Genomic DNA, 25,406 nt, shown 5'->3' with positions numbered 1-25,406 from the left:
GCGCCGGCCGCCGTGCCGCCCCGCACCGGGACCGCCGTGCGCACGGGACACCCGCGCGCGCCGGTCCCCCCTGCCCTCCGCCCGGCCCGCGCGGGCCGTCCCCCGTGCGGTACCGATTCCGACCTCTACGTCAGGGAGTTCCAGTGACCCACCTTCATGCGACGCCCGCCGACGACCCGGAGGCCGTCGGCGCCACCGTCGCCGCGGCCTTCGCGGCCCGGGCGGCCGCCCGCCCCCGGGCCCTCGCCGTGGTCGACGGCGACGAGGAGCTGACGTACGACCGGCTCGACGAGCGGGCCGACCGGCTGGCGCGGGTGCTGCGTGCGCGGGGGGTGAGCGAGGAGTCGGTCGTCGCGGTGGCGCTCGACCGCTCCGTGCCGTACGTCGTGACGGTCCTCGCGGTGCTCAAGGCGGGCGGCGCCTATCTGCCGCTCGACCCCGGGTACCCCGCGCGACGGCTCGCGTTCATGCTCCAGGACGCCGCGCCCACCGTCGTGGTGACCGACACGGCCACGGCCGCGGAGCTGCCGGACAGCGACCACCCGCGCCTCCTCCTGGACACCCGGGACACGGCCGCGGCCCTGGCGGCCGCCCCGCCGGGACCGCCGCCGGGGGCGGACGACCGGCCCGGACGGCTCTGCCACGTCATCTACACCTCCGGCTCCACCGGCACCCCCAAGGGCGTGGCCATCACCCACGAGGACGTCCTGGCGATGGCCGCCGACCACCGCCTTGCGGGCGCCGCGCGCGCCGTGTTCCTGCTCCAGGCCCCGCCCGCCTTCGACGCCTCCACCTTCGAGCTGTGGCCGACGCTGCTGCAGGGCGGCACCCTCGTGGTGGCCCCGCCCGGCGTCCCGGACGCGGAGAGCACGACCAAGCTCATCGCCCGGCACGCGGTCACCGGGGTCTTCGTCTCCGCGGGCCTGTTACGGGTGCTGGCCGACGAGCGGCCGGACACCTTCGCCGGGGTGCGCGAGGTGTGGAGCGGAGGGGACGTCGTGTCCCCGGAGGCGGTGCGCCGGGTGCTCGGCGCCTGCCCCGGGGTGACGGTGTACGACGCGTACGGGCCCACCGAGGCCACCGTCTTCGTGAGCTGCCACGCCGTCACCTCGGCCGACGAGGTGACCGGGCCCGTGCCGATCGGCTCGCCCCGCGACGGCACCCGGCTGCACGTCCTCGACGCGGAGCTGCGCCCGGTGCCGCCGGGCACCCCCGGCGAGTTGTACGTGGCCGGGCCGGGCCTGGCCCGCGGCTACCTGGGCCGCCGCGGCCTGACCGCCGAGCGGTTCGTGGCCTGCCCCTTCGACGGCGCGGGCGCGCGCATGTACCGCACCGGCGACATCGTGGCCCGCAACGCCGACGGCCACCTGGAGTTCCGCGAGCGCGCCGACGACCAGGTGAAGATCCGCGGCTTCCGCGTCGAGCCCGGCGAGATCGAGGACGCCCTGGAGTCGCACCGCCAGGTGGCGCACGCGGTCGTCGTCCCGCGCGACCTGCCGGGCCGCCACGGCAGGCACCTGGTGGCGTACACCGTGCGGGCCAGGGACGAGACGTTCGCCGCCCGGCGGGGCGGCGGCACCGGCCACTTCACCCTCGACTCCGGCGTCGTCCCCGGGGAGCTGCGGGCCCACCTCGCGCAGCGGCTGCCCCCGTACATGATCCCGGCCGCGTTCGTGGCCCTCGACGAGCTGCCGCTGACGGCGACCGGCAAGGTGGACCGGGCGGCCCTGCCCGACCCGGAGTTCCACGGAGCGGACTACCGGGCCCCGCGCGACGCCCGCGAGGAGTGCCTGGCCGCGCTCTTCGCCGAGGTCCTCGGCACCGAGCGGGTCGGCGTCGACGACGACTTCTTCGCCATCGGCGGCGACAGCATCCAGTCCATCCAGGTCGCCACCCGCGCCCGCGCCCGGGGCCTCGCGGTCAGCGCCCGCGACGTGTTCGCACACCGCACCGTCGCCGCCCTGGCCCAGGCCGTGACCACGGCCGGGGACGGCACCGCCCCCGTCCTCGACGAGCTGGACGGCGGCGGCACCGGCTTCCTGCCGCACCTGCCCGTCACCCGCTGGGTGCGCGGCTGGGGCCCCGGCTTCGACCGGTTCTCCCAGGCCATGGTCCTGAAGCTGCCCGAGGGCATCGACCGCGCGGGGCTCGCGGCGACGCTCGGCGCGGTCGTGGACCACCACGACCTGCTGCGCGCCCGCCTGGTCCCGGCGGGCGACGGGGCGGACACCGACGGCCTGCTCGTCGCGCCCGCCGGGACGGTGGACGCGGACGCGCTGATACGCCGCGTCGCCCACGACGGCCCCTGGGAGGCGGACACGGCCGACGGTCCCGCCGACGCCTGGCGCGACCTGCTCCTCGCCGAACTGGACGCCGCCACCGCCCGCCTGGACCCCGAGGGCGGCGTGCCGGCGCAGTTCGTCTGGTTCGACGCGGGCGAGGACCGCGCGGGACGGCTCCTCGCCGTCCTGCACCACCTCGTCGTCGACGGCGTCTCGTGGCGCATCCTCCTGCCGGACCTGGCCCGCGCCTGGCAGTGCGTCCGGGCGGGCGAGACCCCCGAACTCCCGCCGGTCGGCACCTCCGTGCGCCGCTGGGCCCACGCCCTGGTGGCGGAGGCGCACCGCCCCGCGCGGACCGCGGAAGTGGAGCTGTGGCGCTCCGTCGTGAGCGGCCCCGACCCGCTCGTCGGCGCGCGCCGCCTGGACCCGGCGGTGGACGTCGTCTCCACCCTGTCCCGCGTCCGCGTCCAGCTCCCGGCCGAGGTCACCGAGACCCTCCTGACGACGCTGCCCGCCGCGTTCCGCGGCGGCGTCAACGACGGCCTCCTGACCGCCCTCGCGATGGCGGTGGCCACGTGGCGCGCGGCCCGCGGCACGAGCGAGCCGTCCGTGCTGATCCGCCTGGAGGGCCACGGCCGCGAGGAGGCGGCCGCCCCCGGCGCCGACCTGTCCCGCACCGTCGGCTGGTTCACCAGCGTCTTCCCGGTCCGCCTGGACGTGTCGGGGGCCGACCTCGACGACGCCTTCGCGGGCGGCCCCGCCGCCGGCGCCCTCGTCAAGGCCGTCAAGGAGCAGCTCCTCGCCCTGCCCGACAAGGGCATCGGCTACGGCCTGCTGCGCCACCTCAACCCCGACACGGCCGCCGTCCTGGCCCCGCACCCCCTCGGGCAGATCGGCTTCAACTACCTGGGCCGGTTCTCCGCGGGCGCCGACATGCCCCCCGAGCTGCGCGGCCTCGGCTTCACCCAGGACCCCGGCGTCGCCGAGCTGGCCGAGCTGGACGCCGGACAGGACCCGCGCATGCCGGCCCCCGCCGAGCTGGACATCAACGCCCACGTCACCGACACCCCCGAGGGCCCCCGGCTCGGCGCCCTGTTCACCGCGCCGGAGGGGGTCCTGCCGGCCACCGCGGTGCAGGACCTCGCCGACCTGTGGTGCCGGGCCCTCGAAGGCCTGGCCCGGCACGCCGAGCGGCCCGGCGCGGGCGGCCCGACCCCGTCCGACGTGCCGCTGGTCACGGTCGGCCAGGGCGACCTCGACACCTGGCGGGAGCGCCACCCGGGCCTGACCGACGTCTGGCCGGTCTCCCCCCTCCAGGCGGGCCTGCTCTTCCACTCCACGATGGCGTACGAGACCGGGGCCGGCTTCGACGCCTACCTGTGCCAGTACACGCTGCACCTGACCGGCCCGGTGGACGCCGACCGGCTGCGCACCGCCGCCCAGGCCCTCCTGGACCGCCACCCCGCCCTGCGCGCCGGGTTCGTCCCCGGCCCCGGCGGCGACCTGGTCCAGCTCGTCGTGGACTGCGCCCTGCCCTGGACGCGGCGGGACCTCGGCGCGCTCGGCGAGGCGGAGCGCGAGGCCGCCGTGGAGGAGTTCCTGGCGCACGACCTGACCGTGCTCTTCGACCCGGCCGAGCCGCCCCTGCTACGCACGGCCCTGCTCACCCTCGCCCCCGACCGCCACGAGCTGGTCCTGACGGCCCACCACGTCCTCCTCGACGGCTGGTCCCTGCCGCTGCTCGTCCAGGACCTGCTGCGCCTGTACGCCGCCGACGGCGACGGGGCCGCGCTGCCCCGGGTCCGCGGCTACCGCGACTACCTGGCCTGGCTCGCCCGGCAGGACACGGAGGAGGCGGCCCGGGTGTGGCGGGAGGAGCTCGCCGGGGTGGAGGAGCCCACGCTGCTGTTCCCCGAGGCCGGGCCCGACGCCGACAGCACCGGCATCGGCCTGTCCGACGTCCCCCTGCCCGCCGCCCGCGCACGCGAGCTCGGCCGCCGCGCCACCGAGCTGGGCGTCACCCTCAACACGCTGGTGCAGGGCGCCTGGGGCATCCTCCTCGGCAGCCTGACGGGACGCCACGACGTGCTGTTCGCGGCCCCCTCGTCGGGGCGGCCGCCGGCGCTCCCCGGCGTCGAGTCGATCGTCGGGATGTTCCTCAACTCCCCGCCCGTACGCGTCCGCTACGCGCCCGGCGACACCCTCGGCCAGGTCCTCACCCGCCTCCAGGACCGGCAGGCGGCGCTGCTCGACCACCATCACCACAGCCTCGCCGACATCCAGCGCGCCACCGGGCTGCCGACGCTGTTCGACACGGCCATCGGCTTCGAGTCCTTCCCGCTGGACCGCGCGGCCGTCGCGGAGGCCGGCGCGGCCGCCGGGTTCGCGGTCACCGGCCTGCGCTCGTTCACCGCCAGCCACTATCCGGTGAGCGTGTTCGTCTACCCGGACGGTCCGCACCTCCGGCTGGCCGTCCACTACCAGCGCCACGTCCTCGACCAGGCCGCGGCCGACGAGCTCGCCGCCCGGTTCGCGCACGTCCTCGGACGCCTCGCCGAGAACCCCGACGCCCGGGTGAGCGAGGTCGGGGTGCTCGACGCCGCCGAACGCACGCGGGTCCTGGAGGAGTTCAACGCCACCGGCCGGGAGCGGCCCGAGACGACCGTCACCGCGCTGTTCGCCCGGCACGCCGCCGCCACCCCCGAGGCGCCGGCGCTCACGGACGCCGACGGCACCACCCTGACCTACGGGCAGCTCGACCGGCGCACCAACCGGCTCGCCCGGCTCCTGCGCGAGCGCGGCGTGGGCCGGGACGCGGTCGTCGCCGTGGCCCTGCCCCGCTCCGCCGCGTACGTGGTCGCCGTCCTCGCGGTCCTCAAGGCGGGCGGCGCCTACCTGCCGCTCGACTCCGCGTACCCGGCGGCGCGCCTGGAGTTCATGCTGCGCGACGCCGCGCCCGCAGCCCTGGTGACCGACGCGGCCACGGCCGCGGGCCTGCCCGCGGCCGACTGCCCCCGCCTCGTCCTGGACGAGGCGGCCACCGAGGCCGCCCTCGCGGCCGCCCCGGACGAGGCGCCGCCCCCGTCCTGGCGGGGCCACCCGGACCAGCTCGCCTACGTGATGTACACCTCCGGCTCCACCGGCACGCCCAAGGGGGTCGGCGTCACCCACCGCGGCGTGACCGGGCTGGCCACGGACCGCCGCCAGGACCCCGACGTGTACCGGCGGGTCCCGCTGCACTGCGCGCAGGCCTTCGACGCCTCCACCTACGAACTGTGGGTGCCCCTGCTCAACGGCGGCGCCCTCGTCGTCGCACCGCCCGGCCGCCTCGACGTCGCCACGCTCTCCCGGCTGACCGCGGAGCACGGGCTGACCGGGGTGATGTTCTCCTCGGGCCTGTTCCGGGTGGTCGCCGAGGAGCAGCCCGAGGCGTTCACCGGGGTCCGCGAGGTGTGGGCGGGCGGGGACGTGGTGCCCCCGGCCACGGTGGAGCGGCTCCTCGCCACCTGCCCCGGCATCAGGTTCGTCAACGCCTACGGCCCCACCGAGGCCACCATGGCCGTCTCCGTCCACGTCATGGCGGGCCCCGAGGACATCGGGCCGGTGGTGCCCATCGGCCGCCCCCTGGACAACACCCGGCTGTACGTCCTCGACGCGGCGCTGCGGCCGGTGCCGCCGGGGACGCCGGGGGAGCTGTACGCCGCCGGGGAGCGCCTGGCCCGGGGCTACCTGGGCCGCCACGCCCTGACCTCCGAGCGGTTCGTCGCCGACCCGTTCGGCCCGCCCGGCACCCGCATGTACCGCACCGGCGACGTGGCCGCGTGGACCCCTGAGGGGCTGCTGCACTTCCGGGGCCGCGTCGACGACCAGGTCAAGCTCCGCGGGTTCCGCATCGAGCCCGGCGAGGTGCAGGCCGTCCTGGTACGCCACCAGGGCGTGGCGCAGGCGGTGGTCGTGCCGCGCGAGGCGCCCTCCGGGCGGGGCAAGCAGCTCGTGGCGTACGTCGTCCCGGCGCGGCCCGAGGGGTCCGGCTCGGGCCCCGCCCTGTCGGTGCGGGAGCTGCGCGCCTTCGCCGCGGAGGCCCTGCCCGACTTCATGGTCCCGGCGGCCTTCGTCCTCCTCGACGCGCTGCCGCTGAACGCCAACGGCAAGACCGACCTGGGCGCCCTGCCCGCGCCCGAGGCCGCCGTGGCCGACTACGTCCCGCCCGCCACCCCGCGGGAGCGGCAGCTCTGCGAGCTGGTCGCGCAGGTGCTGTCCGTGGAGCGGGTCGGCATGAGCGACGACTTCTTCGAGCTGGGCGGCGACTCGCTGCTCGCGACGCGGCTCACCAGCCGCATCAGCAACGAGATGGGGGTACGGGTGTCCCTCCGCTCCGTCTTCGAGGCCGAGAGCCTCGCGGGGCTGGCCCGCGTGGTGGCTGCCGCGCCGCGAGATTCCGCCCCCAAGCTGCGGCGGATCGCCTCGGGGGCGTGAGCCTGCGGCTGGGGCTCGGCGTGGGTGGGCCCTTTTTCCCACCCGCCCGCCCATGGCTGCCCCGGCTTCGGGGGCGGGGCCCCGGCGCGTTGCGCTGCCGCTGGTCGTTCGGGTGCCCGCCGCTGCCGCGGCGGGTGTTTCCCGCCCGCCCATGGCCACGTGGCTTCGTCGGTGGGGCCTTTTACGGGGTCTTCGTTCCCCGGAAGCGGAGGCCTCCGCCTCGTGGGTGCCGGTCCACGCGGACCTGGGTGAAGCCCGCCGCCGCGAGGCGACTCGGCAGTTCCTCCAGGTCCAGCACGTTCATCGTGTCGAAGAGGTGCAGCAGCCGGAACCCGAGCCCCGACAAGCTGTCGCTGCCCGCGAAGACACCACCGGGCCGCAGCACCCGGTACGCCTCCGCGAACACCCGGTCCTGCGCCGCCCTCGTCGTCACATGGTGCAGCATCGTGAAGGACACCACCGCGTCGAACGACGCCTCCGGCAACGGCAGGTCGGAGGCGTCCGCCTCCAGCACGCGCGCCCGCCCGCCCCACCGCGTCTCCAGCAGCCGCGCCGTCGGCCCGTCGATCTCGACCGCCGTCAGGCGCGGCACCCGCTCCGCCAGCACGCGCAGATTCGCCCCGTACCCGGGCCCGATCTCCAGTACGTCGTCCCCCAACTCCACGCCCGCCAGCGCGAAGGGAAGGATCTGCTCCTTCGTGACCCGGGCCCACTTCTCGGAGCTGCACAGCTTGCGGTGTGCGACATTCATCGGCATGCGAGCGACGCTAGGCGCGCCGCCACCCCCTCCACCACGGGCTACGCTGCCGAATCATGTCGCGCAACGGACACCCGGGCACGGCCCCGCCTCTCCTGGGCCACCCCGTCGCAGCGGTCTTCGTCGGCAGCTTCACCATGCCGAACGGTGTCCGGTTCGACACGCACACCCACCAGTACCACCAACTCGCCTGGGCCGAGCGCGGCTTGCTGCGCATCGGCACCCGGGACGGGTCCTGGCTGCTGCCGCCCACCCTCGCCCTGTGGATCCCGGCGGGCGTCCCGCACACCACGGAGGCCGCGGGCGACGCCCTGATGCGCGCCCCGTACGTGAACCCCGTCCGCTGCCCGGAGCCGGTCGCCTCCTGGGCCGAGCCCACCGTCCTCGCCGCCACCCCGCTGCTGCGCGCCCTCATCGACCACCTGGGCAGCCCCGGCCTCACCCTCGACGCCCGCGCCCGCGCCGAAGCCGTGCTCCTGGACGTGCTCGCGCCGGTGCCCGCCACCAGCCTCTCGGTGGCCGAGCCCCGCGACCCCCGCGCCCGCGCGGTCGCGTCCGCCCTCGCCGCCGCCCCGGACGACCGCCGCCCCCTCGCCGCCTGGGCGGCCGAGGTGGGCGTCAGCGCCCGTACGCTGGCCCGTCTCTTCGCCGCCGAGACCGGTCTGCCCTTCGGCCGGTGGCGCGAGCAGCTCCGCATGCAGTCCGCCGTGCCGTTGCTGGCCGGGGGCCTGACGGTGGAGGCCGTCGCCCGCCGCGTGGGCTACGCGTCCGCCAGCTCGTTCGTGGCGGCGTTCCACCGCGTGGTGGGCGTGACACCGAGGCAGTACGTCAGCGAGCCACCCCGGCGATGAACGCCCGCCACGCCGCCGCACCTACGACCACGGCGGGCCCGTCCGGAACCTTGCTGTCCCGGACGGGAACGACCCCGTCACCCCCGTCCGCGACCTCGACACAGTCACCGCCGTGCTGGTCGCTGTGGCTGCTTTTGCGCCATCGGGCGGCGCCCTCGAATTCGGCGGCGACTTCGAGGCAGTCGCCGCCGTGCCCGTCGCTGTACGTGCTCTTACGCCAGCGGGCGGCGCCCACGAAGTCGTAAGCGGCCTCGACGCAACTGCCGCCGTGTTCGTCGCTGTAGCTGCTCTTGCGCCACTGGGCAGTGGTCAGGTCGTACTCGCGCATCGTCTGAAGTCCTCTGCCGCCGACTCGACCAGGGCGAGGGACGCCTCCGGCGACACCGCGGCGGCCCTCAGAAGATCGTAGGTCGCCATGACTCGCTTCACCACCGCCGGTTCGTCCAGCAGATTCCCTGAAAGCACCCCTTCTGTATAGACGGTTGGTGGAGCATCCTCGAACTGCATGACCGTCATCATCTTGCCCATCGCCGGGTGCGGGCCTGCTGCGAACGGGAGAACCTGGACAAGAGCCTTCCGCTCCTTCACAGACGTGGCAATGTGCTCCAACTGCCTGCCCATGGCGGCTGCACCACCGACAGGCACTCGCAGCGCGGCTTCGTGCAGGATCACCCAATACTCCGGCCGCGCTGCATCCTTGAGGATCCGCCCCCGGTCGAGCCGGGCCCGCACCTTCTCCTCGATGTACTCGTCCGTCGCGAACGGGTTGCCCGCCAGCATGATCGCTCGCGCGTACTCCGGCGTCTGGAGCAGCCCCGGCACGATCGTCGGCGCGAACTCGCTGATCCTTGTCGCCAGGCGCTCCAGTTCCACCACGGCCTGGAACCACGCCGCGAAGGGGGAGTCCTTGATGAGCTTGAGCCACAGCCGTTCGAAAAAGCCCTCGGTTTGTAGGACTTCGTCGATCCGTTGAGCCACATCCAACTGCGGCTTACGAATCGCCTGTTCGAATTGGCCGATGTAGCCGCCGGAGACAAAAACGCGGGCCCCCAGCTCCACTTGGGTGAGGCCCGCGTTCTCGCGCCGTCGTTTCAACTCCGCGCCGAAGAACTCCCAGGCCGCCTGGCGCGACCCATGGGCACCTTTGGCCATGGATAACTCCCCTCCCCAGCCCCGCGGTTGTAGAGCACAGACTCCTGCCAACTGTAGACGCGTTGCGTCACCGTAGGGATACGAAGCGTGAAAATCGACGGTGAAGGGGAGCCACGTGACGGCGAAAAAGGCCGCCGGCGAGACGCACTCGGCGGCATGTGTGGAAGAGGCGGAGGACACGGTGAAGGAATTGCGCGCGGCCCTGCGGAGGGCGGGAATCACACTGCCGTCGCTACGGGTGGACCCGGCGACCGTGGCGCGGCAGGCGCCGTGCCCGCTGGTGGACCTGGGACGCTGCTCCGTGGAGGCCGCGGCGCGGCTCGCCGCCTGTCTGCCGGGTGAGGAGGCGTGTCCATGAGGCTCCCCATCGGGACGTACGCGGTGGACACCCGGACCGGCCGGGTGGGCAAGGTGATGGGCCACGAGGGCCCCTACGTGCAGCTCCGGCCGTACGGCGGCGGGCGGGAGTGGGACTGCGCGCCCGAGGTGCTGCGGACGGCGACGACGGCGGAGCGGCTGCGTGCGGCGACGGCGTACGCGAACGCGCGCAGCAGGGGGGAGGTGCCTTGACTGCGGGGGTCAGCCGGGGGGTGGGGCGGACGGGAGCCCGGCCTCGGCCTCGGCGGTGACGAGGATGCGGCGGATCTCGGCGAGGGCGGCGGCCGGGTCCCGCTCGCCGGTGGCGATGAGGTCCTCCAGTTCACGCAGTCGGGCGGCGCGTCGCGGATGCCGCTCGATGGCCACGAAGACGGCCCAGGAGTGGCTGAACGCGCGGAGGGGGGCGAGGCTCCGGGTCCGGTGGGCGTGGGTGGCGGCCTCGAAGAGGTGGCGCGTGAGTGCGGGCAGGCGGCCGGGGGCGATCTCGGCCACCGCCGCGCGCAACGCGGCGGGCACCGGCTCGGGCCTCGGGATCAGCGGGCCGTCGGGGAGTGGGGTCACGGGGCCTCCGGTGCGGATGCGGGCGACGCCCGTACGCTACCGGCTCGCGGCGGGGGAGGGGTCCGCCCGTGATCCCGCGCAGGTCCCGGGCCGCACCCCCGGGCCGCCGCCGCCCCGGCCCCGGGAGGGACCGGGGCGGGCCCCGGGGTGCCACCCCGGGCGACTCCGGCCCCACCCGCCCCAAGGCCCCCGGCCGGAATTCCGTACGGGACAATGGGCCCATGAGCCTGTTCCGTGACGACGGTGTCGTGCTGCGCACCCAGAAGCTGGGGGAGGCGGACCGCATCATCACGCTGCTCACGCGCGGGCACGGGCGGGTGCGGGCCGTCGCCCGCGGGGTGCGCAGGACCAAGTCGAAGTTCGGGGCGAGGCTGGAGCCGTTCTCGCACGTGGACGTGCAGTTCTTCGCACGGGGCGGCGAGCTGATCGGGCGCGGCCTGCCGCTGTGCACGCAGAGCGAGACCATCGCTCCGTACGGTGGCGGCATCGTCACCGACTACGCCCGGTACACCGCCGGCACGGCCATGCTGGAGACGGCGGAGCGGTTCACCGACCACGAGGGCGAGCCCGCCGTGCAGCAGTACCTGCTGCTGGTCGGCGGCCTGCGCACGCTCGCCCGCGGCGAGCACGCGCCGCACCTCGTCCTGGACGCCTTCCTGCTGCGCTCGCTCGCCGTGAACGGCTACGCGCCCAGCTTCGACGCCTGCGCCAAATGCGGCATGCCGGGACCGAACCGCTTCTTCTCGGTCGCCGCGGGCGGCTCGATTTGCGCGGACTGCCGGGTGCCGGGCAGCGTCGTACCGTCGGCGGAGACCCTCACGCACCTCGCGGCGCTCCTCACCGGTGACTGGCAGACGGCCGACGCCTGCGAGCCCCGGCACGCACGGGAGGGCAGCGGGCTCGTATCGGCGTACCTGCACTGGCACTTGGAGCGCGGGCTGCGCTCGCTCCGGTACGTGGAGAAGTAGGACGTGTACGTGGAGAGACAGGACGTGCGGCAGCACAGGCGCGGCACGACGGCGCGCGGCCCCCGGAAGAATCGCTGAGAACTGGAGTAGTCCCTTATGGCACGACGCGGAATCCTCGGACGGTCCCGCCGTGAGTACACGCCGCCCGAGCCGCACCCGTCGGGCGCGCGGCCGCCGAAGATCCCCGGCGAGCTGGTGCCGCAGCACGTCGCCGTCGTCATGGACGGCAACGGCCGGTGGGCCAAGGAGCGCGGCCTGCCGCGCACCGAGGGCCACAAGGTGGGGGCCGAGCGCGTCCTGGACGTCCTCCAGGGGGCCATCGAGATGGGCGTCGGGAACATCTCCCTGTACGCCTTCTCCACCGAGAACTGGAAGCGCTCGCCCGACGAGGTGCGCTTCCTGATGAACTTCAACCGGGACTTCATCCGCAAGACCCGCGACCAGCTCGACCAGCTCGGCGTGCGCGTGCGCTGGGTGGGCCGCATGCCCAAGCTGTGGAAGTCCGTCGCCAAGGAGCTCCAGATCGCCCAGGAGCAGACCAAGGACAACGACCGGCTCACCCTGTACTTCTGCATGAACTACGGCGGCCGCGCCGAGATCGCCGACGCCGCCAAGGCCCTCGCCGAGGACGTGCGCGCCGGGCGCCTCGACCCGTCGAAGGTCACCGAGAAGACCCTCGCCAAGTACCTGTACTACCCGGACATGCCGGACGTGGACCTGTTCCTGCGCCCCAGCGGCGAGCAGCGCACCTCCAACTACCTGATCTGGCAGAGCGCGTACGCCGAGATGGTCTTCCAGGACGTCCTGTGGCCGGACTTCGACCGCCGCGACCTGTGGCGCGCCTGCCTGGAGTACGCCTCCCGCGACCGCCGCTTCGGCGGGGCGATCCCGAACGAGGAGCAGCTCAAGAAGGGCTGACGGCGTACGGAAGGGCCCGCACCACCGGCTCGGTGGTGCGGGCCCTTCCGTACGTACAGGCGCGTACGGGCGTACTACTACTTCTTGGCGCAGTCCACGCAGGTGCCGAAGATCTCGACGGTGTGCGCCACGTTCACATAGCCGTGCTCCGCCGCGATGGCCTCCGCCCACTTCTCCACGGCCGGGCCCTCGACCTCCACGGCCTTGCCGCAGACGCGGCAGACCAGGTGGTGGTGGTGATCACCGGTCGAGCAGCGGCGGTAGACCGCCTCGCCGTCGTTCGTGCGCAGCACGTCGACCTCGCCCGCGTCGGCGAGGGACTGGAGCGTGCGGTAGACCGTCGTCAGACCGACCGAGTCGCCGCGGTGCTTGAGCATGTCGTGCAGCTCCTGCGCGCTGCGGAACTCGTCCACCTCGTCGAGGGCCGCCGCCACCGCGGCTCGTTGCCGGGTGGCCCGGCCTCGCACGGGCGGTCCCGCCGTCGTCACAGATGCCTCCTCAGCGCTCGTCCGCACAGCAGTCACAGGTCGGATCTCGCCCGGCCATTGTGCCAGGTCGGCCCGGGAGCCTGGCCAGAGCGCTCTCGGACAGTGATCCGCCATGGTCCGGACCACGCGTGATCGCGGCCCGGAGGATCACTGCCCCGTCCGTGACCTCCTCAGACCTTCACCTCGTCCGAGGTGCCTCGCGCGCCCGGCACGTCCGCCGTGCACGCCGCCCCGCCGCGCGCCAGCGCCCGCGCCCTCCGGCGGGCCAGCGGCGTGGCCAGGACCGTCAGCACGACGAACACCCCGATCGTCAGGAGCACGATCGTCGCCCCGGGCGGCACGTCCTGGTAGTACGAGGTGACGGTGCCACCGAGCGTCACACCGACGCCGATGGCCACCGCGATCGCGAACGTCGCCGCGAAGCCCCGGGTGAGCTGCTGCGCCGCGGCCACCGGCACCACCATCAGCGCCGACACCAGCAGCAGGCCCACGACGCGCATCGCCACGGTCACCGTGATGGCCGCCGTGACCGCCGTAAGCAGGTTCAGGACGCGCACCGGCAGGCCCGTGACCCGCGCGAACTCCTCGTCCTGGCTCACCGCGAACAACTGGCGGCGCAGCCCGACCGTGACCAGGACCACGAACGCGGCGAGCAGACAGATCGCCGCCACGTCGTCCTCGGACACCGTCGACAGCGAGCCGAACAGGTACGAGCTGAGGTTCGCGTTCGAACCGCCCGGCGCCAGGTTGATGAACATCACGCCGCCCGCCATGCCGCCGTAGAACAGCATCGCGAGGGCGATGTCGCCGCGCGTGCGGCCGTACCAGCGGATCAGTTCCATGATCACGGCACCGGCGACCGCCACCGCCGTCGCCATCCACACCGGGGACGTGGAGAGCAGGAAGCCGAGCCCTACGCCCGTCATCGCCACGTGGCCGATTCCGTCCCCCATGAGGGCCTGGCGGCGCTGCACCAGGTAGATGCCGACGGCCGGCGCGGTGATGCCGACGAGGACGGCGGCGAGCAGCGCCCGCTGCATGAACGCGTAGTTCAGGATTTCCATCGCCGGGTCCCTCAGGTCAGCAGGCCGGTGCGGACGGGGGCCGCGTCGGCGTCGTGCGGGTGTACGTGGTCGTGGCCGGGCAGCGCGTGCTGGCCCACGGCCTCCGGCGGCGGGCCGTCGTGCAGCACGCAGCCGTCGCGCAGCACGACCGCGCGGTCGATCAGCGGCTCCAGGGGGCCCAGCTCGTGCAGCACGAGCAGGACGGAGGTGCCGTGCCCCACCTGCGCGCGCAGGGTGGCGGCGAGCACCTCCTGGCTGGCCAGGTCCACGCCCGCCATCGGCTCGTCCATGATGAGCAGGTCGGGCTCGGAGACCAGGGCGCGGGCGATGAGCACCCGCTGGTGCTGGCCGCCCGACAGGGCGTTCACCGAGTCCTTGGCCCGGTCCGCCAGGCCGACCTGCTCCAGGGCGTCGCGGACGGCCTGCCGGTCCGCCTTGCGCAGCACGCCGAAGCGCGTGCGCGACAGCCGGCCCGAGGACACGACCTCGGTGACCGTCGCGGGCACGCCGCCCGCCGCCGTCGTGCGCTGCGGGACGTAGCCGACGCGCGCCCAGTCGCGGAAGCGGCGGCGCGGCGTACCGAAGATCTCTATCTCGCCGCCCGTCACCGGCACCTGGCCGATCACCGAGCGGACGGCCGTGGACTTGCCCGAGCCGTTCGCGCCGAGCAGCGCGACGACCTCGCCCGCGCCGACCGTCAGGTCGATGCCGCGCAGCACCGGGCGGGCGCCCAGCTCGGCGGTCACCCCGCGCAGGGATATGACGGGCTCTCCCGTGGTCTTCGTGGTGGTGTCACCCATGCCGTGCCCCTTTCCGGAGGGGGTCCTCGCGCCGCTGTCCGTCACGCCGCGCCGTGTCCGCCGCGTCCCTCACCTGGCACCGAGCGCCGTGCGCAGGGCCTTCAGGTTCGACCGCATGACCTGGAGGTAGTCGTCGCCGCGGGACTTCTCGGTGATGCCCTCGACCGGGTCGAGCACGTCCGTCTTGAGCTTCGCGTCGCTCGCGAGCGTCTTCGCGGTCTTGTCGCTGACGAGCGTCTCGTGGAACACCGTGGTCACGCCGTCGGCCTCGGCCATCTTCTGCAGCGCCTTGACGCGGTTCGCGCTCGGCTCGCCCTCCGGGTCCAGGCCGGTGATGGACTCCTCGGTGAGGCCGTAGCGCTCGGCGAGGTAGCCGAAGGCCGCGTGCGTGGTGATGAACACCTTGGTCCTGGTGTCCTTCAGGCCCTTCTCGAACTCCGCGTCGAGGCCCTTGAGCTTCTTCACCAGGGCGGCGGCGTTCTTCTCGTACGCCGCCTTGTGGTCCGGGTCGGCCTTCGCGAAGGCCTTGCCGACGCCCTCGGCGACCTCGGCGTACCGGACGGGGTCCAGCCAGATGTGCGGGTCCGGGCCCTCGTGCTCGTGCCCGTGCTCGTGCCCGTCGTGCTCGTCGCCGTGCTCGTCGTCCCCGTGCTCCTCGTGGCCCTCCTCCCCGTGGCCCTCCTCCTCGTGCTTCTCCAGGCGGGTGAGGCCGGCCGCGTCGATCTTCGTCTTCAGCTCCGACTGCCCGATGGCCTCGTCCACGTTCGGCTGGAGGCCCTTCAGGTACAGGGCGGCGTCGGACTCCTCGAGCTGGGCGCGCTGCTTGGCGCTGATCTCCAGGTCGTGCGGTTCCTGACCGGGCTCCGTGAGGGTGGTGACCTCGACGTGCTTCCCGCCGATCTGCTCGGCGAGGTACTGCATCGGATAGAACGACGCCACCACGTCGAGCTTGCCCTTGTTGTTCGTGGCCGCGGCGTCGTCGGAGGAGCAGGCCGACAGGGACACGAGGGCGAGGGCCGTCGCGGCGGTGAGGGCGGAGACGGGTATGAGGCGGCGTCGTACGTTCATGACAGTCATTTTCAACAATTATGGAAACGATTGTCAACAAACTGTCGACGAGGCTTCCCCCACACCGGGCCCGGCTCCCTCACCCGCCCCTCGCGGACCGGGCCGGTCCCCGGCGTGGGAATGGGGCGAAGCCGTAGGAGTGGGGCGCGTGGGCGGGAGGGAACCGGCCGGGGGCGGACCGGGAACCGGTCGGGGAGCCAATCGATTTGATCCGGGGGGTGCGGGCGCCGGTAACCTGAGGCATTCGCTCCTGGAGCCGCCGCCCCCGCAGGGGCGCGCTTCGTCGTCGTCGTAATGAAGAGAGCACCGTGGCCGCCGACAAGATCGACACCATCGTCAGCCTGAGCAAGCGCCGAGGCTTCGTCTTCCCCTGCAGCGAGATCTACGGCGGCCAGCGCGCCGCCTGGGACTACGGACCGCTGGGCGTCGAGCTGAAGGAGAACATCAAGCGCCAGTGGTGGCGCTACATGGTCACCTCGCGGGAAGACGTCGTCGGTATCGACTCGTCCGTGATCCTGGCCACCGAGGTCTGGCAGGCCTCCGGTCACATCGCCACCTTCACGGACCCGCTGACCGAGTGCACCTCCTGCCACAAGCGCTTCCGTGCCGACCACCTGGAAGAGGCGTACGAGGAGAAGAAGGGCCGCGCGCCCGAGAACGGCCTCGCCGACATCAACTGCCCCAACTGCGGCACCAAGGGCCAGTTCACCGAGCCCAAGCAGTTCTCCGGCCTCCTTTCGACGCACCTCGGCCCGACCCAGGACTCCGGCTCGGTCGCGTACCTGCGGCCCGAGACCGCGCAGGGCATCTTCACCAACTTCTCCCAGGTGCAGACGACCTCGCGCCGCAAGCCGCCGTTCGGCATCGCCCAGATGGGCAAGTCCTTCCGCAACGAGATCACGCCCGGCAACTTCATCTTCCGCACCCGCGAGTTCGAGCAGATGGAGATGGAGTTCTTCGTCAAGCCGGGCGAGGACGAGAAGTGGCAGGAGTACTGGATGGAGCAGCGCTGGAACTGGTACACCGGTCTCGGCCTGCGCGAGGAGAACATGCGGTGGTACGAGCACCCGAAGGAGAAGCTCTCCCACTACTCCAAGCGCACCGCTGACATCGAGTACCGCTTCCAGTTCGGCGGCAGCGAGTGGGGCGAGCTGGAGGGCGTCGCCAACCGCACCGACTACGACCTGTCCGCGCACGCCAAGGCCTCCGGCCAGGACCTGTCGTACTTCGACCAGGAAGCCGGCGAGCGCTGGACGCCGTACGTCATCGAGCCCGCCGCCGGTGTCGGCCGCACGATGCTCGCCTTCCTGCTCGACTCCTACGTCGAGGACGAGGCCCCGAACGCCAAGGGCAAGCTGGAGAAGCGCACCGTCATGCGCTTCGACCACCGCATCGCCCCGGTGAAGGCCGCGGTCCTGCCGCTGTCCCGCAACCCGGAGCTGTCCCCGAAGGCCAAGGGCCTGGCCGCCGCGCTCCGGCAGAACTGGAACATCGAGTTCGACGACGCGGGCGCCATCGGCCGCCGCTACCGCCGCCAGGACGAGATCGGCACGCCGTTCTGCGTCACCGTCGACTTCGACACCCTTGAGGACAACGCGGTGACCGTGCGTGAGCGCGACACGATGAAGCAGGAGCGGGTCTCCCTCGACCAGATCGAGGGCTACCTGGCCACGCGTCTCGTCGGCTGCTGACGTCCGCGCCCCGTCGCCCCGCAAGCCCCCGGTTCCGGTGCTGGAGCCGGGGGCTTCGGTGCACACTGGGGCCATGCCTCCGACGGCCGTACGTCAGGTCAGGCGCTGGGACCAGCACGGGCGCGAGCACGTCGTCCGCCTCCTCAAGCCAGGGGTGCGGCGCCACCTGCTCTGCGGCACGTGCGGCTGGCGGCGCAGGGCCCCGTTCCTGGCGTGGCTGACGGCCGCGGACCACCTGGAGCGCGTCCACCAGGCGACGGTGGACCCCGCCGGGTCCGCGCGGGGCTAGGTCCCGGACCGCACCAGGTCCGCCGCCTTCTCGCCGATCACCGTCGCGGCCGCCGCCGTGTTCACCGACACGATCCGCGGCATCACCGACGCGTCCGCCACCCGCAGCCCGCCGAGGCCGCGCACCCGCAGCTCCGGGTCCACCACCGCCTCCGCGCCCGTCCCCATCGCGCAACTGCCCGCCAGGTGGAAGTAGGGACCCGTCGCCGCCGTCAGGAACGCCCGCGCCCGCGCCTCGCCCGGCAGCACCTCCCGCGGGCCCCAGGCGGCGAACGGCCCCGCCGCCGCCACCTCCCGCGCCACCTCCACGCCGAGCAGCATGCGGCGTACGTCGTCCGCGTCACCCAGGTAGCCCGGGTCGATCAGCGGCGGCACGTCCGGGTCGGCGTCCGCGATCCGCACCGAGCCACGGGCGCGCGGCACCGCGGCCACGCCCAGCGTGAAGCAGTTCTCCGGCGCCGCGACCGTCGGCGGGTGGTACGGGACGTGGATGAACAGCACCTGCATGTCAGGACCCGGCAGCGACGCGTCGCTGCGCCAGTGCAGCGCCGCCTCCGACAGGTTCAGCCGCCCCGCCGGGATCGGCCGGTCCGCCTCGAACACCACGCCGCACAGCGGATGGTCCTGCAGCCCGCGCCCCACGCCCGGCAGGTCGTGCCGTACGTCCACCCCCGCCGTCCGCAGCTCGTCCGCCGGGCCGATGCCCGAGAGCAGCAGCAGCCGGGGCGAGTCCACCGCCCCGGCGCACACGATCACCTCGGCGCGGGCTCGCACCGTGACCGGCGCGCCCCCGCGCGTGAACTCCACGCCCGTGCACCGGTCGCCGTCCAGGAGCAGACGGCGCACGCGGGCGTCGGGCGCCACCGTGAGGCGCGGCCGGGCGCCGTCGAGCGGCCGCAGATAGGCGTCGGCCGCGCTCTGCCGGACCCCGTCCGCGATGGTCAGGTCGACCAGGCCCGCGCCCTCCTGGACGGCGCCGTTGAGGTCGCCGCTGTACGGGTGGCCCGCCGCGACCGCCGCCTCCACGAACACCTGGGACAGCGGGTTCACGGCCTCGGGCCGGGCGGGCGCGACCCGCAGCGGACCCGTCCGGCCGCGCCACGCGGGGTCGCCGCCCGGCACCGACTCCATCCGCTTGAAGTACGGCAGCAGGTCGTCGAAGCCCCACCCGGCGCAGCCCGCCGCGGCCCAGTGCCAGTGGTCGTAGTCGGCGCGGTGCCCGCGCAGGAACACCATGCCGTTGACGGCGCTCGACCCGCCCAGGGCGCGCCCGCGCGGGCACGGCAGCGGGACGCCGCCCACGCCGGGCTGCGGCAGGGTCGTGTAGCAGTGGTCGGCCTCGGATCCCGCCAGCGACGGCCACGCGGTCGGGGTCGCGAGGTCCGCCTTGTGCTCCGCCGGGCCCGCCTCCAGGAGCAGCACGCTGCGGTCCGGGTCCGCGCCGAGCCGGGCCGCGACGGCACAGCCCGCGGACCCGGCGCCCACCACCACGTAGTCGTACTCCGCCGCCAACTCATCGGTGCGTAAGGCCACTTCGCCCCTCCTGGGTGCCCGGGTGCTCGGTGGGGCCCAGGCAATCAGGAGGGGCGCAGGGGACGCAGGGGAACGCCGAAACCGGGGGGATTCAGGGGCGCAGCGCGGCCAGCGTCAGCTCCACGACCGCCGTGAAGGCCTCGTCGATGCCGGGCGCGGACCACTCGCGGGCGTACCCCGGGTCGTGGAACCGGCCCGTGGCGTCGAACACCGCGCGGGCCGCCAGCCCCGCGTCCGCGACAGGCAGGGCCAGCTCGCCGCGGGAGACGCCCTCCTCCAGGATCAGGCGGAGGTGCCCGACGAGGTCGGCGACGTGCCGCTCCACGACCCCGCTGTTCTCGCCGAGCAGCACCTCGTACGTCGCGAACAGCTCCGGGTCGGCGCCCGCCTTCTCGCGCTTGGCCGCGAACAGCGTGGTGAGCCAGCGGCGCAGCCGCTCGTCCGCGGGCAGCGAGCGGTCGTCCACGACCCGCCGCAGCGCGGCCGTCGTCCGGTCCAGCCAGCGCTCGGTGACCGCTTCCCGCAGCGCCGCCTTCGTACGGAAGTGGCGGTACACGGCGGCGTGGCTGACGCCGAGCGCGCGGGCCACGTCCACCACGGTGGCCTTGGCGGCGCCGTGGCGGCGCAGCACGTCCTCGGTGGTGGCGAGGATGCGCTCGGCGGTCAGGGTCTCGGTCGGGGCCATGGATCCGACGGTACCCGTCGGCGGGGACGGCTCCCGGCCGGGGCGCCCGCCCCTGGGGCGCTCCCCGCTCAGGTCAGCGCTCGCTGTCGAGGTGCGCGAGCTGCGACTCGGGGTAGCGGGCGCCCGCGGCGGCGCCGGCGGGCACGGCCTCCTCGATCGCCGCGAGGTCGGTGCCGTCGAGGGCGACGTCCAGGGCGCCCAGCGCCTCGGCAAGGCGGTCCCGGCGGCGGGCGCCGACCAGCGGCACGATGTCCGCGCCGAACCGCGGCCCCTGCGCGAGCACCCAGGCGATCGCGGTCTGCGCCACGCTCACGCCCTTGGCCTCGGCGACCGCGCGCAGGGCGTCGACGAGGTCGAGGTTGCGCCGGAGGTTCTCGCCCTGGAAGCGGGGGCTCAGCCCGCGGAAGTCGTCCGCCGCGAGCTGCCGGTCGCGGGTGAAGTGGCCGGAGATCAGGCCGCGCGAGAGCACGCCGTACGCGGTGACGCCGATGCCGAGCGCGGCGGCGGTGGGCAGGATCTCGTCCTCGATGCCGCGCGAGATCAGCGAGTACTCGATCTGGAGGTCCGAGACCGGCGCGACGGCGGCGGCCCGGCGCAGCGTGTCCGCGCCCACCTCCGACAGGCCGACGTGGCGCACGTACCCCTTCTCGACCAGCTCGGCGATGGCGCCGACGGTCTCCTCGACGGGCACGTCAGGGTCGAGGCGGGCGATCCGGTACACGTCGATGTGGTCGACGCCGAGCCGCTGCAACGAGTACGCGGCGAAGTTCTTCACCGCCGCCGGCCGCCCGTCGTAGCCGGACCAGCCGCCGTCCGGGTCGCGCAGGGCGCCGAACTTCACGCTGAGCAGCGCCCGTTCGCGCAGCGCGGCGGGCGCGGTGCGCAGGGCTTCGCCGACGAGCAGCTCGTTGTGGCCCATGGCGTAGAAGTCGCCGGTGTCGAGCAGGGTGATGCCCGCGTCGAGCGCGGCGTGCACGGTGGCGACGGACTCCCCGCGGTCCGCCTCCCCGTACAGCGCGGACATCCCCATGCAGCCGAGACCGAGGGCGGAGGTGACGGGTCCGGTGGTGCCGAGCTTCTGGGTGCGCATGGGGGCTCCTGGGGGGCTCCGAAGGGAAGAGGGGCAGCGGGCCTGTGCGCAGCCCGGCAAGGGCTGCGCACAGGGGCGCCACACCTCCACCATGCACCCGTGGCTGACAGATTTCAAGTTCTGTAATCTGTAACTTGCGGCGGGCCGCCGACCGTCGTCGGTAGCCTCCGGAGCCGGAGAGGCATCGGCCGACGGAGGAGGCGTCCCGTACGCGTCACGCCGCGGCCCCTGCGGAGCCCGGCCGCTGAGAGGCGGCGCGTTCACCTCCGAGGCCCCTGGTCGGCGACTGCCGCCGCCCGCGCTCCCGGCGCTTGTGGTGATCGGCCGGCGTTGAGAAACTCCCCCCGTGTCCAGATCAGTGGTGACCGAGGCCGACTTCGCCGTGCGCGAGTCCTGCGAGCACGGCCGCGTCGATATCCGCAGCGCGGTGGATCCTGTGTCGCTGCAGGCCGATCCGGTCCGGAAGGCCGGTTTCAGGAATGCCCTCGCTTCGGCTGTCCGAAGCGGCACGAGGGGAGTAGTCACTCACGACATCGAAGTGACCCTGTTGTGGTACGTCGAGGAGTCCCGCCGTTATCAGACCCACCTGGTGGCCGACCTCGACAACGTCCTGAAGCCGCTCCTCGACGCGGTGACCGGGGCCGATGGCATCATGATCGACGACAATCAGGTCCAGTCGATCCGCGCCTCGTGGCTGACCCCAGGAGCACGGACGGGATTCGATCTGGAGTTCAGGGCGTTGTCCGCCGACGGCTACATGTCCCGCGAGGGAATTTCGTTCATGGAATTCGGCGCGGACCGCTGCTACATCCTGCCGCAGGCCGAAAAAGGTGTTCAGGACGGTTTCGTACGCACGTATCGTGCGGCTCTCGCGGCATATCAGGGAATGCTCGACGAAGGAATCGCCGAGAGCGTCGCGCGGGCCGTCCTTCCGGCGGCGCGGCCCTTCCCGCGCGCACGGCTGGGGACGTTCACGGTGGTGCGGCACGCGGACTCCTGAGGGGGCGCGATGACGGCGCCGAGGCAGGGGGCGAGGGCGTCGGCGCACGGGGCCGTCCTCAGCCCGAGTTGGCCGTCCGGGGCTGCTCCTCGGGGTTCGGGGTCAGGCGGCGGGCTGTGCGGTGGGCCGTGGCTCGGGCCCAGGGGCCGCTGGTCAGGAGGCCTATGGCCAGGACCGCCGTGCCGCAGGCCGTGATGATCCACCAGGCCGGGCGGCTCGCCTCGGTGAAGTCGGCGGCGTAGGACCGCGTCACGCCGGAGGCGAGGACCGCGCCGATCACCGCGACGCCGAGGGTCTGGCCGATCTGGCGGCTGGTCGAGGCGACGGCGGCGGCGACGCCCGCCTGGGCGCGGGGCATGCCGGCCACGGCGGTGTTGGTGATGGGGGCGTTGACCACGCCGAAGCCGATGCCGAACAGGACGTAGGCGAGGAACCGCGTGCCGTTCTCGTTCTCCGCCTCGAACGCCGCGAGGAGCACCCCGGACACCGTCATCGCCACCCCCGCGACAAGGAGGGGGAGGCGCGGTCCCCGCGCGCCCACCAGGCGGCCCGACAGCGGCGCGCACACCAGTGTCATCGCCGCCATCGGCAGCATCCACAGGCCCGCGTGCAGCGCGTCCAGGCCGCGCACGTCCTGGAGGTAGAGCGTGGAGAGGAACAGGAAGCCGCCGAGCGACGCGAACGCGCAGATCGCGATGACCGTGGCCCCGCTGAACGGCGCCGAGCGGAAGAACCGCAGGTCGATGAGGGGTTCCTCGCGGCGCGGCTCGTACAGCAGCAGACCGGCGAGCGCCGCGAGCGCGAGGGCCGCGAAGGTCAGGGTCAGCGGCGCGGTCCAGCCCACGGCGGGCGCCTCGATGATCGCGTACGTCAGCGAGCCGAGCAGCACCATCACCAGCAACTGGCCCACCGGGTCGGGGCGACGGGGCTTCGGGGCCCGGGACTCAGGCACGTACCGCGTGGTGAGCAGGAGGGCCGCAAGACCCACCGGCAGGTTGACCCAGAAGATCGCCCGCCAGCCGACGGCCTCCACCAGGAGGCCGCCCACCAGCGGCCCCGCCGCCATGGAGATGCCGACGACCCCGCCCCAGACACCGATCGCGCGGGCGCGCTCACGCGGCTCGGTGAAGGTGTTCGTGATGATGGACATGGCGACCGGGTTGAGCATGGAGCCGCCCACCGCCTGGACCGTGCGGAAGGCGACGAGCGACTCCAGGTTCGGGGCGAGCGAGCACAGGACCGAGCCCAGGGTGAAGACCACGAGCCCCGTCCGGAACACCCGGCGGCGGCCCACGCGGTCCGCCGTCGAGCCCGCCAGCATCAGCAGCGAGGCCAGGACGAGGGTGTACGCGTCGATGGTCCACTGCATGCCCGAGATGCTGGTGTCGAACTCCTTCGCCATGGTCGGCAGCGCGACGTTCAGGACGGTGTTGTCCAGGCTGACGATCAGCAGGCTCATGCAGCAGATCGCGAGGACCAGGTGGCGGCGGCGGGGGCTCAGGTCGGGCTCGGGCATACAGCCGACGGTAACCCTGGGGCGGGTTATGCGCCCCGGGCGCCCGGGGCGCACCCCGCACCCGAGCCCCGGCCGCCCGGTCTCACCCCAGCTCGCGCGGCAGCCGCAGGCTCAGTGCCGCCAGGCCCAGGAGCCCGGCCAGTTGCACGGCCAGGACGGCCGCGAAGGCCTCGCGCGTGCCGAGGTCCGTCTCCAGGGCCAGGAACAGCGAGCCGAGCGTGGCCACGCCGACGGCGAGCCCGGACTGCTGCGCGGTGGCGGCGAGCCCGCTGCCCGCGCCCGCCCGCGCCGCGGGCACGGCGGCCAGCAGCAGGCGGTAGTACAGCGGCAGTTGGAGGCCCTGCCCGAGGCCGCACAGGACCAGGCCCGGGGCGAGCGCCGGCGGGCTCAGCGCGGACCACGGGGCCCACAGCAGGGTGGCGGCGAGCACCACGAGACCCGCGCCGTGCACCAGGGCGCACAGGGTGAGGGTGCGGCTGCCGAGCCGGTTCACCAGGCGCGGCAGCAGCAGGGACCCGCAGAACTGCGCCAGCCCCATCGGCACCAGCGTCAGCCCCGCCTTCAGGGCGCCGTACCCCAACCCCTCCTGGAGCGTCACGGCGCCGACGAACATGAAGCCGCTGAACCCGATGAAGATCGGTACGCCGATCAGCAGGCCCCGGGCGACACCGGGCTCGCGCAGCAGGGACGGCGGGAGCAGCGGGCTGCCGCCGCTGTCCTCGGCCCGCCGCTCCACCGCGGCGAACGCCCACAGCAGCAGGGGCGCGGCCAGCAGCGTCAGGACCGACCACAGCGGCCAGCCCGCCGCCCGGCCCTCCGTCAGCGGCAGCAGCAGCGCGACCAGCGCGGCGGCCAGCAGCACCGTCCCGCCGACGTCGCCGCTCCGGGGCTGCTCGGCGCGGCTGTCCGGCACCGACCGCACCGCGAGCGGCAGCGCGAGGACGACGACCGGCACGTTGATCAGGAACGCCATGCGCCAGCCGGTGCCGCCGATGTCGGCCGACACCAGGACGCCGCCGAGCACCTGCCCCAGCACCATCGCGAGCCCGCTCACCGCGCCGTACAGCGCGACGGCCCGCGCGCGCCGCTCGCCGCGCGTGGTGGCGTGGATGGTGGCGAGGACCTGCGGCAGCATCAGCGCGGACGCCACGCCCTGCGCCGCCCGGAACCCCACCAGCGACCAGGCACCGGGGGCGAGACCGCAGGCCAGCGAGGTCAGCCCGAAGCCCGCGACGCCCCACAGGAAGAGCCTGCGGCGCCCGTACGCGTCCCCGAGGCGGCCCCCGAGGACCAGCAGCACGGCGTACGCGACGGCGTACCCGGCGGCGACCATCTCCAGGGCGGACGGCGACGCGCCGAGGTCGCGCGCGATGTCGGGCAGCGCGACGTTGACGACGAAGAAGTCGGTGCTGGGCAGGGAGGTGCCGAGCAGGATGGTGAAGAGGCCGAGGGCGGTGAGGGCGGGGCCGCGGGCGGCGGGGTCGGCGGCTGTCGGGTCGGTGCGGGTGGCGGTGCCGGTACTGGTGTCGGTGCTGGGGTTGGTGGTCGTAGCAGTCACGGGTACGACGATCGGCGCGGCCTCAAGGGGGTACCAGAGTGTCTTTATCCTGGTAGTAGTTGCACCTGGCAACAGGGTGAGGGGCTGGGGCAGCCTGGGAGCGTGAGCGTGACCATGGAGCCCCCAGCGACGTACGAGCCCCCCGCGCGGAGGGGAAACACGGCCCCCGCCCCGGGCAAGCACGCGGCCCCGGCCCGGAGCGGGCACGCGGCCCCCGTCCCGAGCGCGCACGCGGCCCCCGTCCCGAGCGCGCACGCGGCCCCTGCCCGGAGCGGGCACGCG

Annotated in this window: 21 protein-coding genes; 8 read left to right on the top strand and 13 right to left on the bottom strand. The window is 74.0% G+C overall.

The genetic code is table 11. The annotated features are described in order from the left end of the window. Positions 1 to 143 precede the first annotated feature (143 nt). Positions 144 to 6,758, top strand: a complete 6,615-nt coding sequence (locus IE330_RS30120; RefSeq protein ID WP_190139326.1) for a non-ribosomal peptide synthetase — start codon at positions 144 to 146, stop codon at positions 6,756 to 6,758. A gap of 181 nt (positions 6,759 to 6,939) precedes the next feature. Here IE330_RS30120 and IE330_RS30115 read toward each other — a convergent pair whose 3' ends face one another. Continuing rightward, on the bottom strand, positions 6,940 to 7,515 hold the full coding sequence (locus tag IE330_RS30115; RefSeq protein WP_190139325.1) for a class I SAM-dependent methyltransferase: 576 nt from the start codon (positions 7,513 to 7,515) through the stop codon (positions 6,940 to 6,942). Between the two features lie 56 nt (positions 7,516 to 7,571). Between IE330_RS30115 and IE330_RS30110 the strand changes: the two genes are divergently transcribed. Continuing rightward, complete coding sequence (locus IE330_RS30110; RefSeq protein WP_190139324.1) at positions 7,572 to 8,366, top strand: AraC family transcriptional regulator; 795 nt, start codon at positions 7,572 to 7,574, stop codon at positions 8,364 to 8,366. Here the strand turns inward: IE330_RS30110 and IE330_RS30105 are convergent. Next, positions 8,344 to 8,694 carry a DUF397 domain-containing protein gene (locus IE330_RS30105; RefSeq protein WP_190139323.1) on the bottom strand — a complete coding sequence of 117 codons (351 nt, stop codon included), beginning with the start codon at positions 8,692 to 8,694 and terminating at the stop codon, positions 8,344 to 8,346. The genes IE330_RS30110 and IE330_RS30105 overlap by 23 nt on opposite strands. Next, positions 8,676 to 9,518: a helix-turn-helix domain-containing protein gene (locus tag IE330_RS30100; protein WP_190139322.1), complete on the bottom strand. Its 843-nt coding sequence runs from the start codon at positions 9,516 to 9,518 to the stop codon at positions 8,676 to 8,678. Before IE330_RS30100 ends, IE330_RS30105 begins: the two co-directional genes overlap by 19 nt. A gap of 354 nt (positions 9,519 to 9,872) precedes the next feature. On the opposite strand from IE330_RS30100, the gene IE330_RS30095 reads away from it, so the two are divergent. Further along, positions 9,873 to 10,088: a hypothetical protein gene (locus IE330_RS30095; RefSeq protein ID WP_190139321.1), complete on the top strand. Its 216-nt coding sequence runs from the start codon at positions 9,873 to 9,875 to the stop codon at positions 10,086 to 10,088. 9 nt (positions 10,089 to 10,097) lie between these two features. Here the strand turns inward: IE330_RS30095 and IE330_RS30090 are convergent, their stop codons facing one another. Then, positions 10,098 to 10,457, bottom strand: a complete 360-nt coding sequence (locus tag IE330_RS30090) for a hypothetical protein (protein ID WP_190139320.1) — start codon at positions 10,455 to 10,457, stop codon at positions 10,098 to 10,100. Between the two features lie 221 nt (positions 10,458 to 10,678). Here IE330_RS30090 and recO point away from each other — a divergent pair, with 221 nt between their 5' ends. Then, positions 10,679 to 11,425 carry a DNA repair protein RecO gene (gene recO, locus IE330_RS30085; protein WP_190139319.1) on the top strand — a complete coding sequence of 249 codons (747 nt, stop codon included), beginning with the start codon at positions 10,679 to 10,681 and terminating at the stop codon, positions 11,423 to 11,425. A gap of 96 nt (positions 11,426 to 11,521) precedes the next feature. Then, positions 11,522 to 12,343, top strand: a complete 822-nt coding sequence (locus IE330_RS30080) for an isoprenyl transferase (RefSeq protein WP_190139318.1) — start codon at positions 11,522 to 11,524, stop codon at positions 12,341 to 12,343. A 77-nt stretch (positions 12,344 to 12,420) separates the two neighbouring features. Here IE330_RS30080 and IE330_RS30075 read toward each other — a convergent pair whose 3' ends face one another. The 4 genes from IE330_RS30075 to IE330_RS30060 all read right to left on the bottom strand — a co-directional run bounded on the left by IE330_RS30075 (position 12,421) and on the right by IE330_RS30060 (position 15,763). Continuing rightward, on the bottom strand, positions 12,421 to 12,831 hold the full coding sequence (locus IE330_RS30075) for a Fur family transcriptional regulator (protein ID WP_190139317.1): 411 nt from the start codon (positions 12,829 to 12,831) through the stop codon (positions 12,421 to 12,423). 170 nt (positions 12,832 to 13,001) lie between these two features. Continuing rightward, positions 13,002 to 13,895 carry a metal ABC transporter permease gene (locus tag IE330_RS30070; protein WP_190139316.1) on the bottom strand — a complete coding sequence of 298 codons (894 nt, stop codon included), beginning with the start codon at positions 13,893 to 13,895 and terminating at the stop codon, positions 13,002 to 13,004. 11 nt (positions 13,896 to 13,906) lie between these two features. Then, a complete protein-coding gene (locus IE330_RS30065) occupies positions 13,907 to 14,695 on the bottom strand; it encodes a metal ABC transporter ATP-binding protein (protein ID WP_190139315.1) in 789 nt (262 codons plus the stop codon). A 69-nt stretch (positions 14,696 to 14,764) separates the two neighbouring features. Further along, entirely contained in the window at positions 14,765 to 15,763 is a 999-nt protein-coding gene (locus IE330_RS30060; RefSeq protein WP_190139314.1) for a metal ABC transporter substrate-binding protein, read from the bottom strand. Positions 15,764 to 16,071: 308 nt separating this feature from the next. Here IE330_RS30060 and IE330_RS30055 point away from each other — a divergent pair, with 308 nt between their 5' ends. Together IE330_RS30055 and IE330_RS30050 are read left to right on the top strand one after the other, a co-directional pair. Continuing rightward, a complete protein-coding gene (locus IE330_RS30055) occupies positions 16,072 to 17,454 on the top strand; it encodes a glycine--tRNA ligase (RefSeq protein ID WP_190139313.1) in 1,383 nt (460 codons plus the stop codon). Positions 17,455 to 17,527: 73 nt separating this feature from the next. Further along, the gene (locus IE330_RS30050; protein WP_190139312.1) at positions 17,528 to 17,743 is read left to right on the top strand and encodes a hypothetical protein; all 216 of its coding nucleotides are present in this window, start codon (positions 17,528 to 17,530) and stop codon (positions 17,741 to 17,743) included. On the opposite strand, the gene IE330_RS30045 is transcribed toward IE330_RS30050, so the two are convergent. The 3 genes from IE330_RS30045 to IE330_RS30035 form a co-directional block, all read right to left on the bottom strand. Then, positions 17,740 to 19,275: a GMC family oxidoreductase gene (locus IE330_RS30045; protein WP_229926028.1), complete on the bottom strand. Its 1,536-nt coding sequence runs from the start codon at positions 19,273 to 19,275 to the stop codon at positions 17,740 to 17,742. The two genes, IE330_RS30050 and IE330_RS30045, sit on opposite strands and share 4 nt — an antisense overlap. Before the next feature lie 91 nt (positions 19,276 to 19,366). Next, positions 19,367 to 19,960, bottom strand: coding sequence for a TetR/AcrR family transcriptional regulator (locus IE330_RS30040; protein ID WP_190139311.1), 594 nt, complete (start codon positions 19,958 to 19,960; stop codon positions 19,367 to 19,369). A 73-nt stretch (positions 19,961 to 20,033) separates the two neighbouring features. Then, on the bottom strand, positions 20,034 to 21,050 hold the full coding sequence (locus IE330_RS30035) for an aldo/keto reductase (protein WP_190139310.1): 1,017 nt from the start codon (positions 21,048 to 21,050) through the stop codon (positions 20,034 to 20,036). Positions 21,051 to 21,411: 361 nt separating this feature from the next. Between IE330_RS30035 and IE330_RS30030 the strand changes: the two genes are divergently transcribed. Beyond that, the gene (locus IE330_RS30030) at positions 21,412 to 22,050 is read left to right on the top strand and encodes a RusA family crossover junction endodeoxyribonuclease (protein ID WP_190139309.1); all 639 of its coding nucleotides are present in this window, start codon (positions 21,412 to 21,414) and stop codon (positions 22,048 to 22,050) included. A gap of 58 nt (positions 22,051 to 22,108) precedes the next feature. On the opposite strand, the gene IE330_RS30025 is transcribed toward IE330_RS30030, so the two are convergent. Together IE330_RS30025 and IE330_RS30020 are read right to left on the bottom strand one after the other, a co-directional pair. After that, the gene (locus IE330_RS30025; RefSeq protein ID WP_190139308.1) at positions 22,109 to 23,566 is read right to left on the bottom strand and encodes an MFS transporter; all 1,458 of its coding nucleotides are present in this window, start codon (positions 23,564 to 23,566) and stop codon (positions 22,109 to 22,111) included. 82 nt (positions 23,567 to 23,648) lie between these two features. Beyond that, positions 23,649 to 25,124, bottom strand: coding sequence for an MFS transporter (locus IE330_RS30020; RefSeq protein ID WP_190139307.1), 1,476 nt, complete (start codon positions 25,122 to 25,124; stop codon positions 23,649 to 23,651). Positions 25,125 to 25,406: the final 282 nt, after the last annotated feature.

The organism is Streptomyces longispororuber (assembly GCF_014656095.1).
Taxonomy (GTDB): Bacteria; Actinomycetota; Actinomycetes; order Streptomycetales; family Streptomycetaceae; genus Streptomyces; species Streptomyces longispororuber.
The sequence above is the reverse complement of the archived record's forward strand: the minus strand, read 5'-3'. Positions and strand labels throughout refer to the sequence as shown.

Bases quoted from the DNA above. Each gene is read 5' to 3' on its own strand.
- IE330_RS30115 (WP_190139325.1), bottom strand. From the start codon at position 7,515: ATGCCGATGAATGTCGCACACCGCAAGCTGTGCAGCTCCGAGAAGTGG.
- IE330_RS30110 (WP_190139324.1), top strand. From the start codon at position 7,572: ATGTCGCGCAACGGACACCCGGGCACGGCCCCGCCTCTCCTGGGCCAC.
- IE330_RS30105 (WP_190139323.1), bottom strand. From the start codon at position 8,694: ATGCGCGAGTACGACCTGACCACTGCCCAGTGGCGCAAGAGCAGCTAC.
- IE330_RS30100 (WP_190139322.1), bottom strand. From the start codon at position 9,518: ATGGCCAAAGGTGCCCATGGGTCGCGCCAGGCGGCCTGGGAGTTCTTC.
- IE330_RS30095 (WP_190139321.1), top strand. From the start codon at position 9,873: ATGAGGCTCCCCATCGGGACGTACGCGGTGGACACCCGGACCGGCCGG.
- recO (WP_190139319.1), top strand. From the start codon at position 10,679: ATGAGCCTGTTCCGTGACGACGGTGTCGTGCTGCGCACCCAGAAGCTG.
- IE330_RS30080 (WP_190139318.1), top strand. From the start codon at position 11,522: ATGGCACGACGCGGAATCCTCGGACGGTCCCGCCGTGAGTACACGCCG.
- IE330_RS30070 (WP_190139316.1), bottom strand. From the start codon at position 13,895: ATGGAAATCCTGAACTACGCGTTCATGCAGCGGGCGCTGCTCGCCGCC.
- IE330_RS30065 (WP_190139315.1), bottom strand. From the start codon at position 14,695: ATGGGTGACACCACCACGAAGACCACGGGAGAGCCCGTCATATCCCTG.
- IE330_RS30060 (WP_190139314.1), bottom strand. From the start codon at position 15,763: ATGAACGTACGACGCCGCCTCATACCCGTCTCCGCCCTCACCGCCGCG.
- IE330_RS30050 (WP_190139312.1), top strand. From the start codon at position 17,528: ATGCCTCCGACGGCCGTACGTCAGGTCAGGCGCTGGGACCAGCACGGG.
- IE330_RS30040 (WP_190139311.1), bottom strand. From the start codon at position 19,960: ATGGCCCCGACCGAGACCCTGACCGCCGAGCGCATCCTCGCCACCACC.
- IE330_RS30035 (WP_190139310.1), bottom strand. From the start codon at position 21,050: ATGCGCACCCAGAAGCTCGGCACCACCGGACCCGTCACCTCCGCCCTC.
- IE330_RS30025 (WP_190139308.1), bottom strand. From the start codon at position 23,566: ATGCCCGAGCCCGACCTGAGCCCCCGCCGCCGCCACCTGGTCCTCGCG.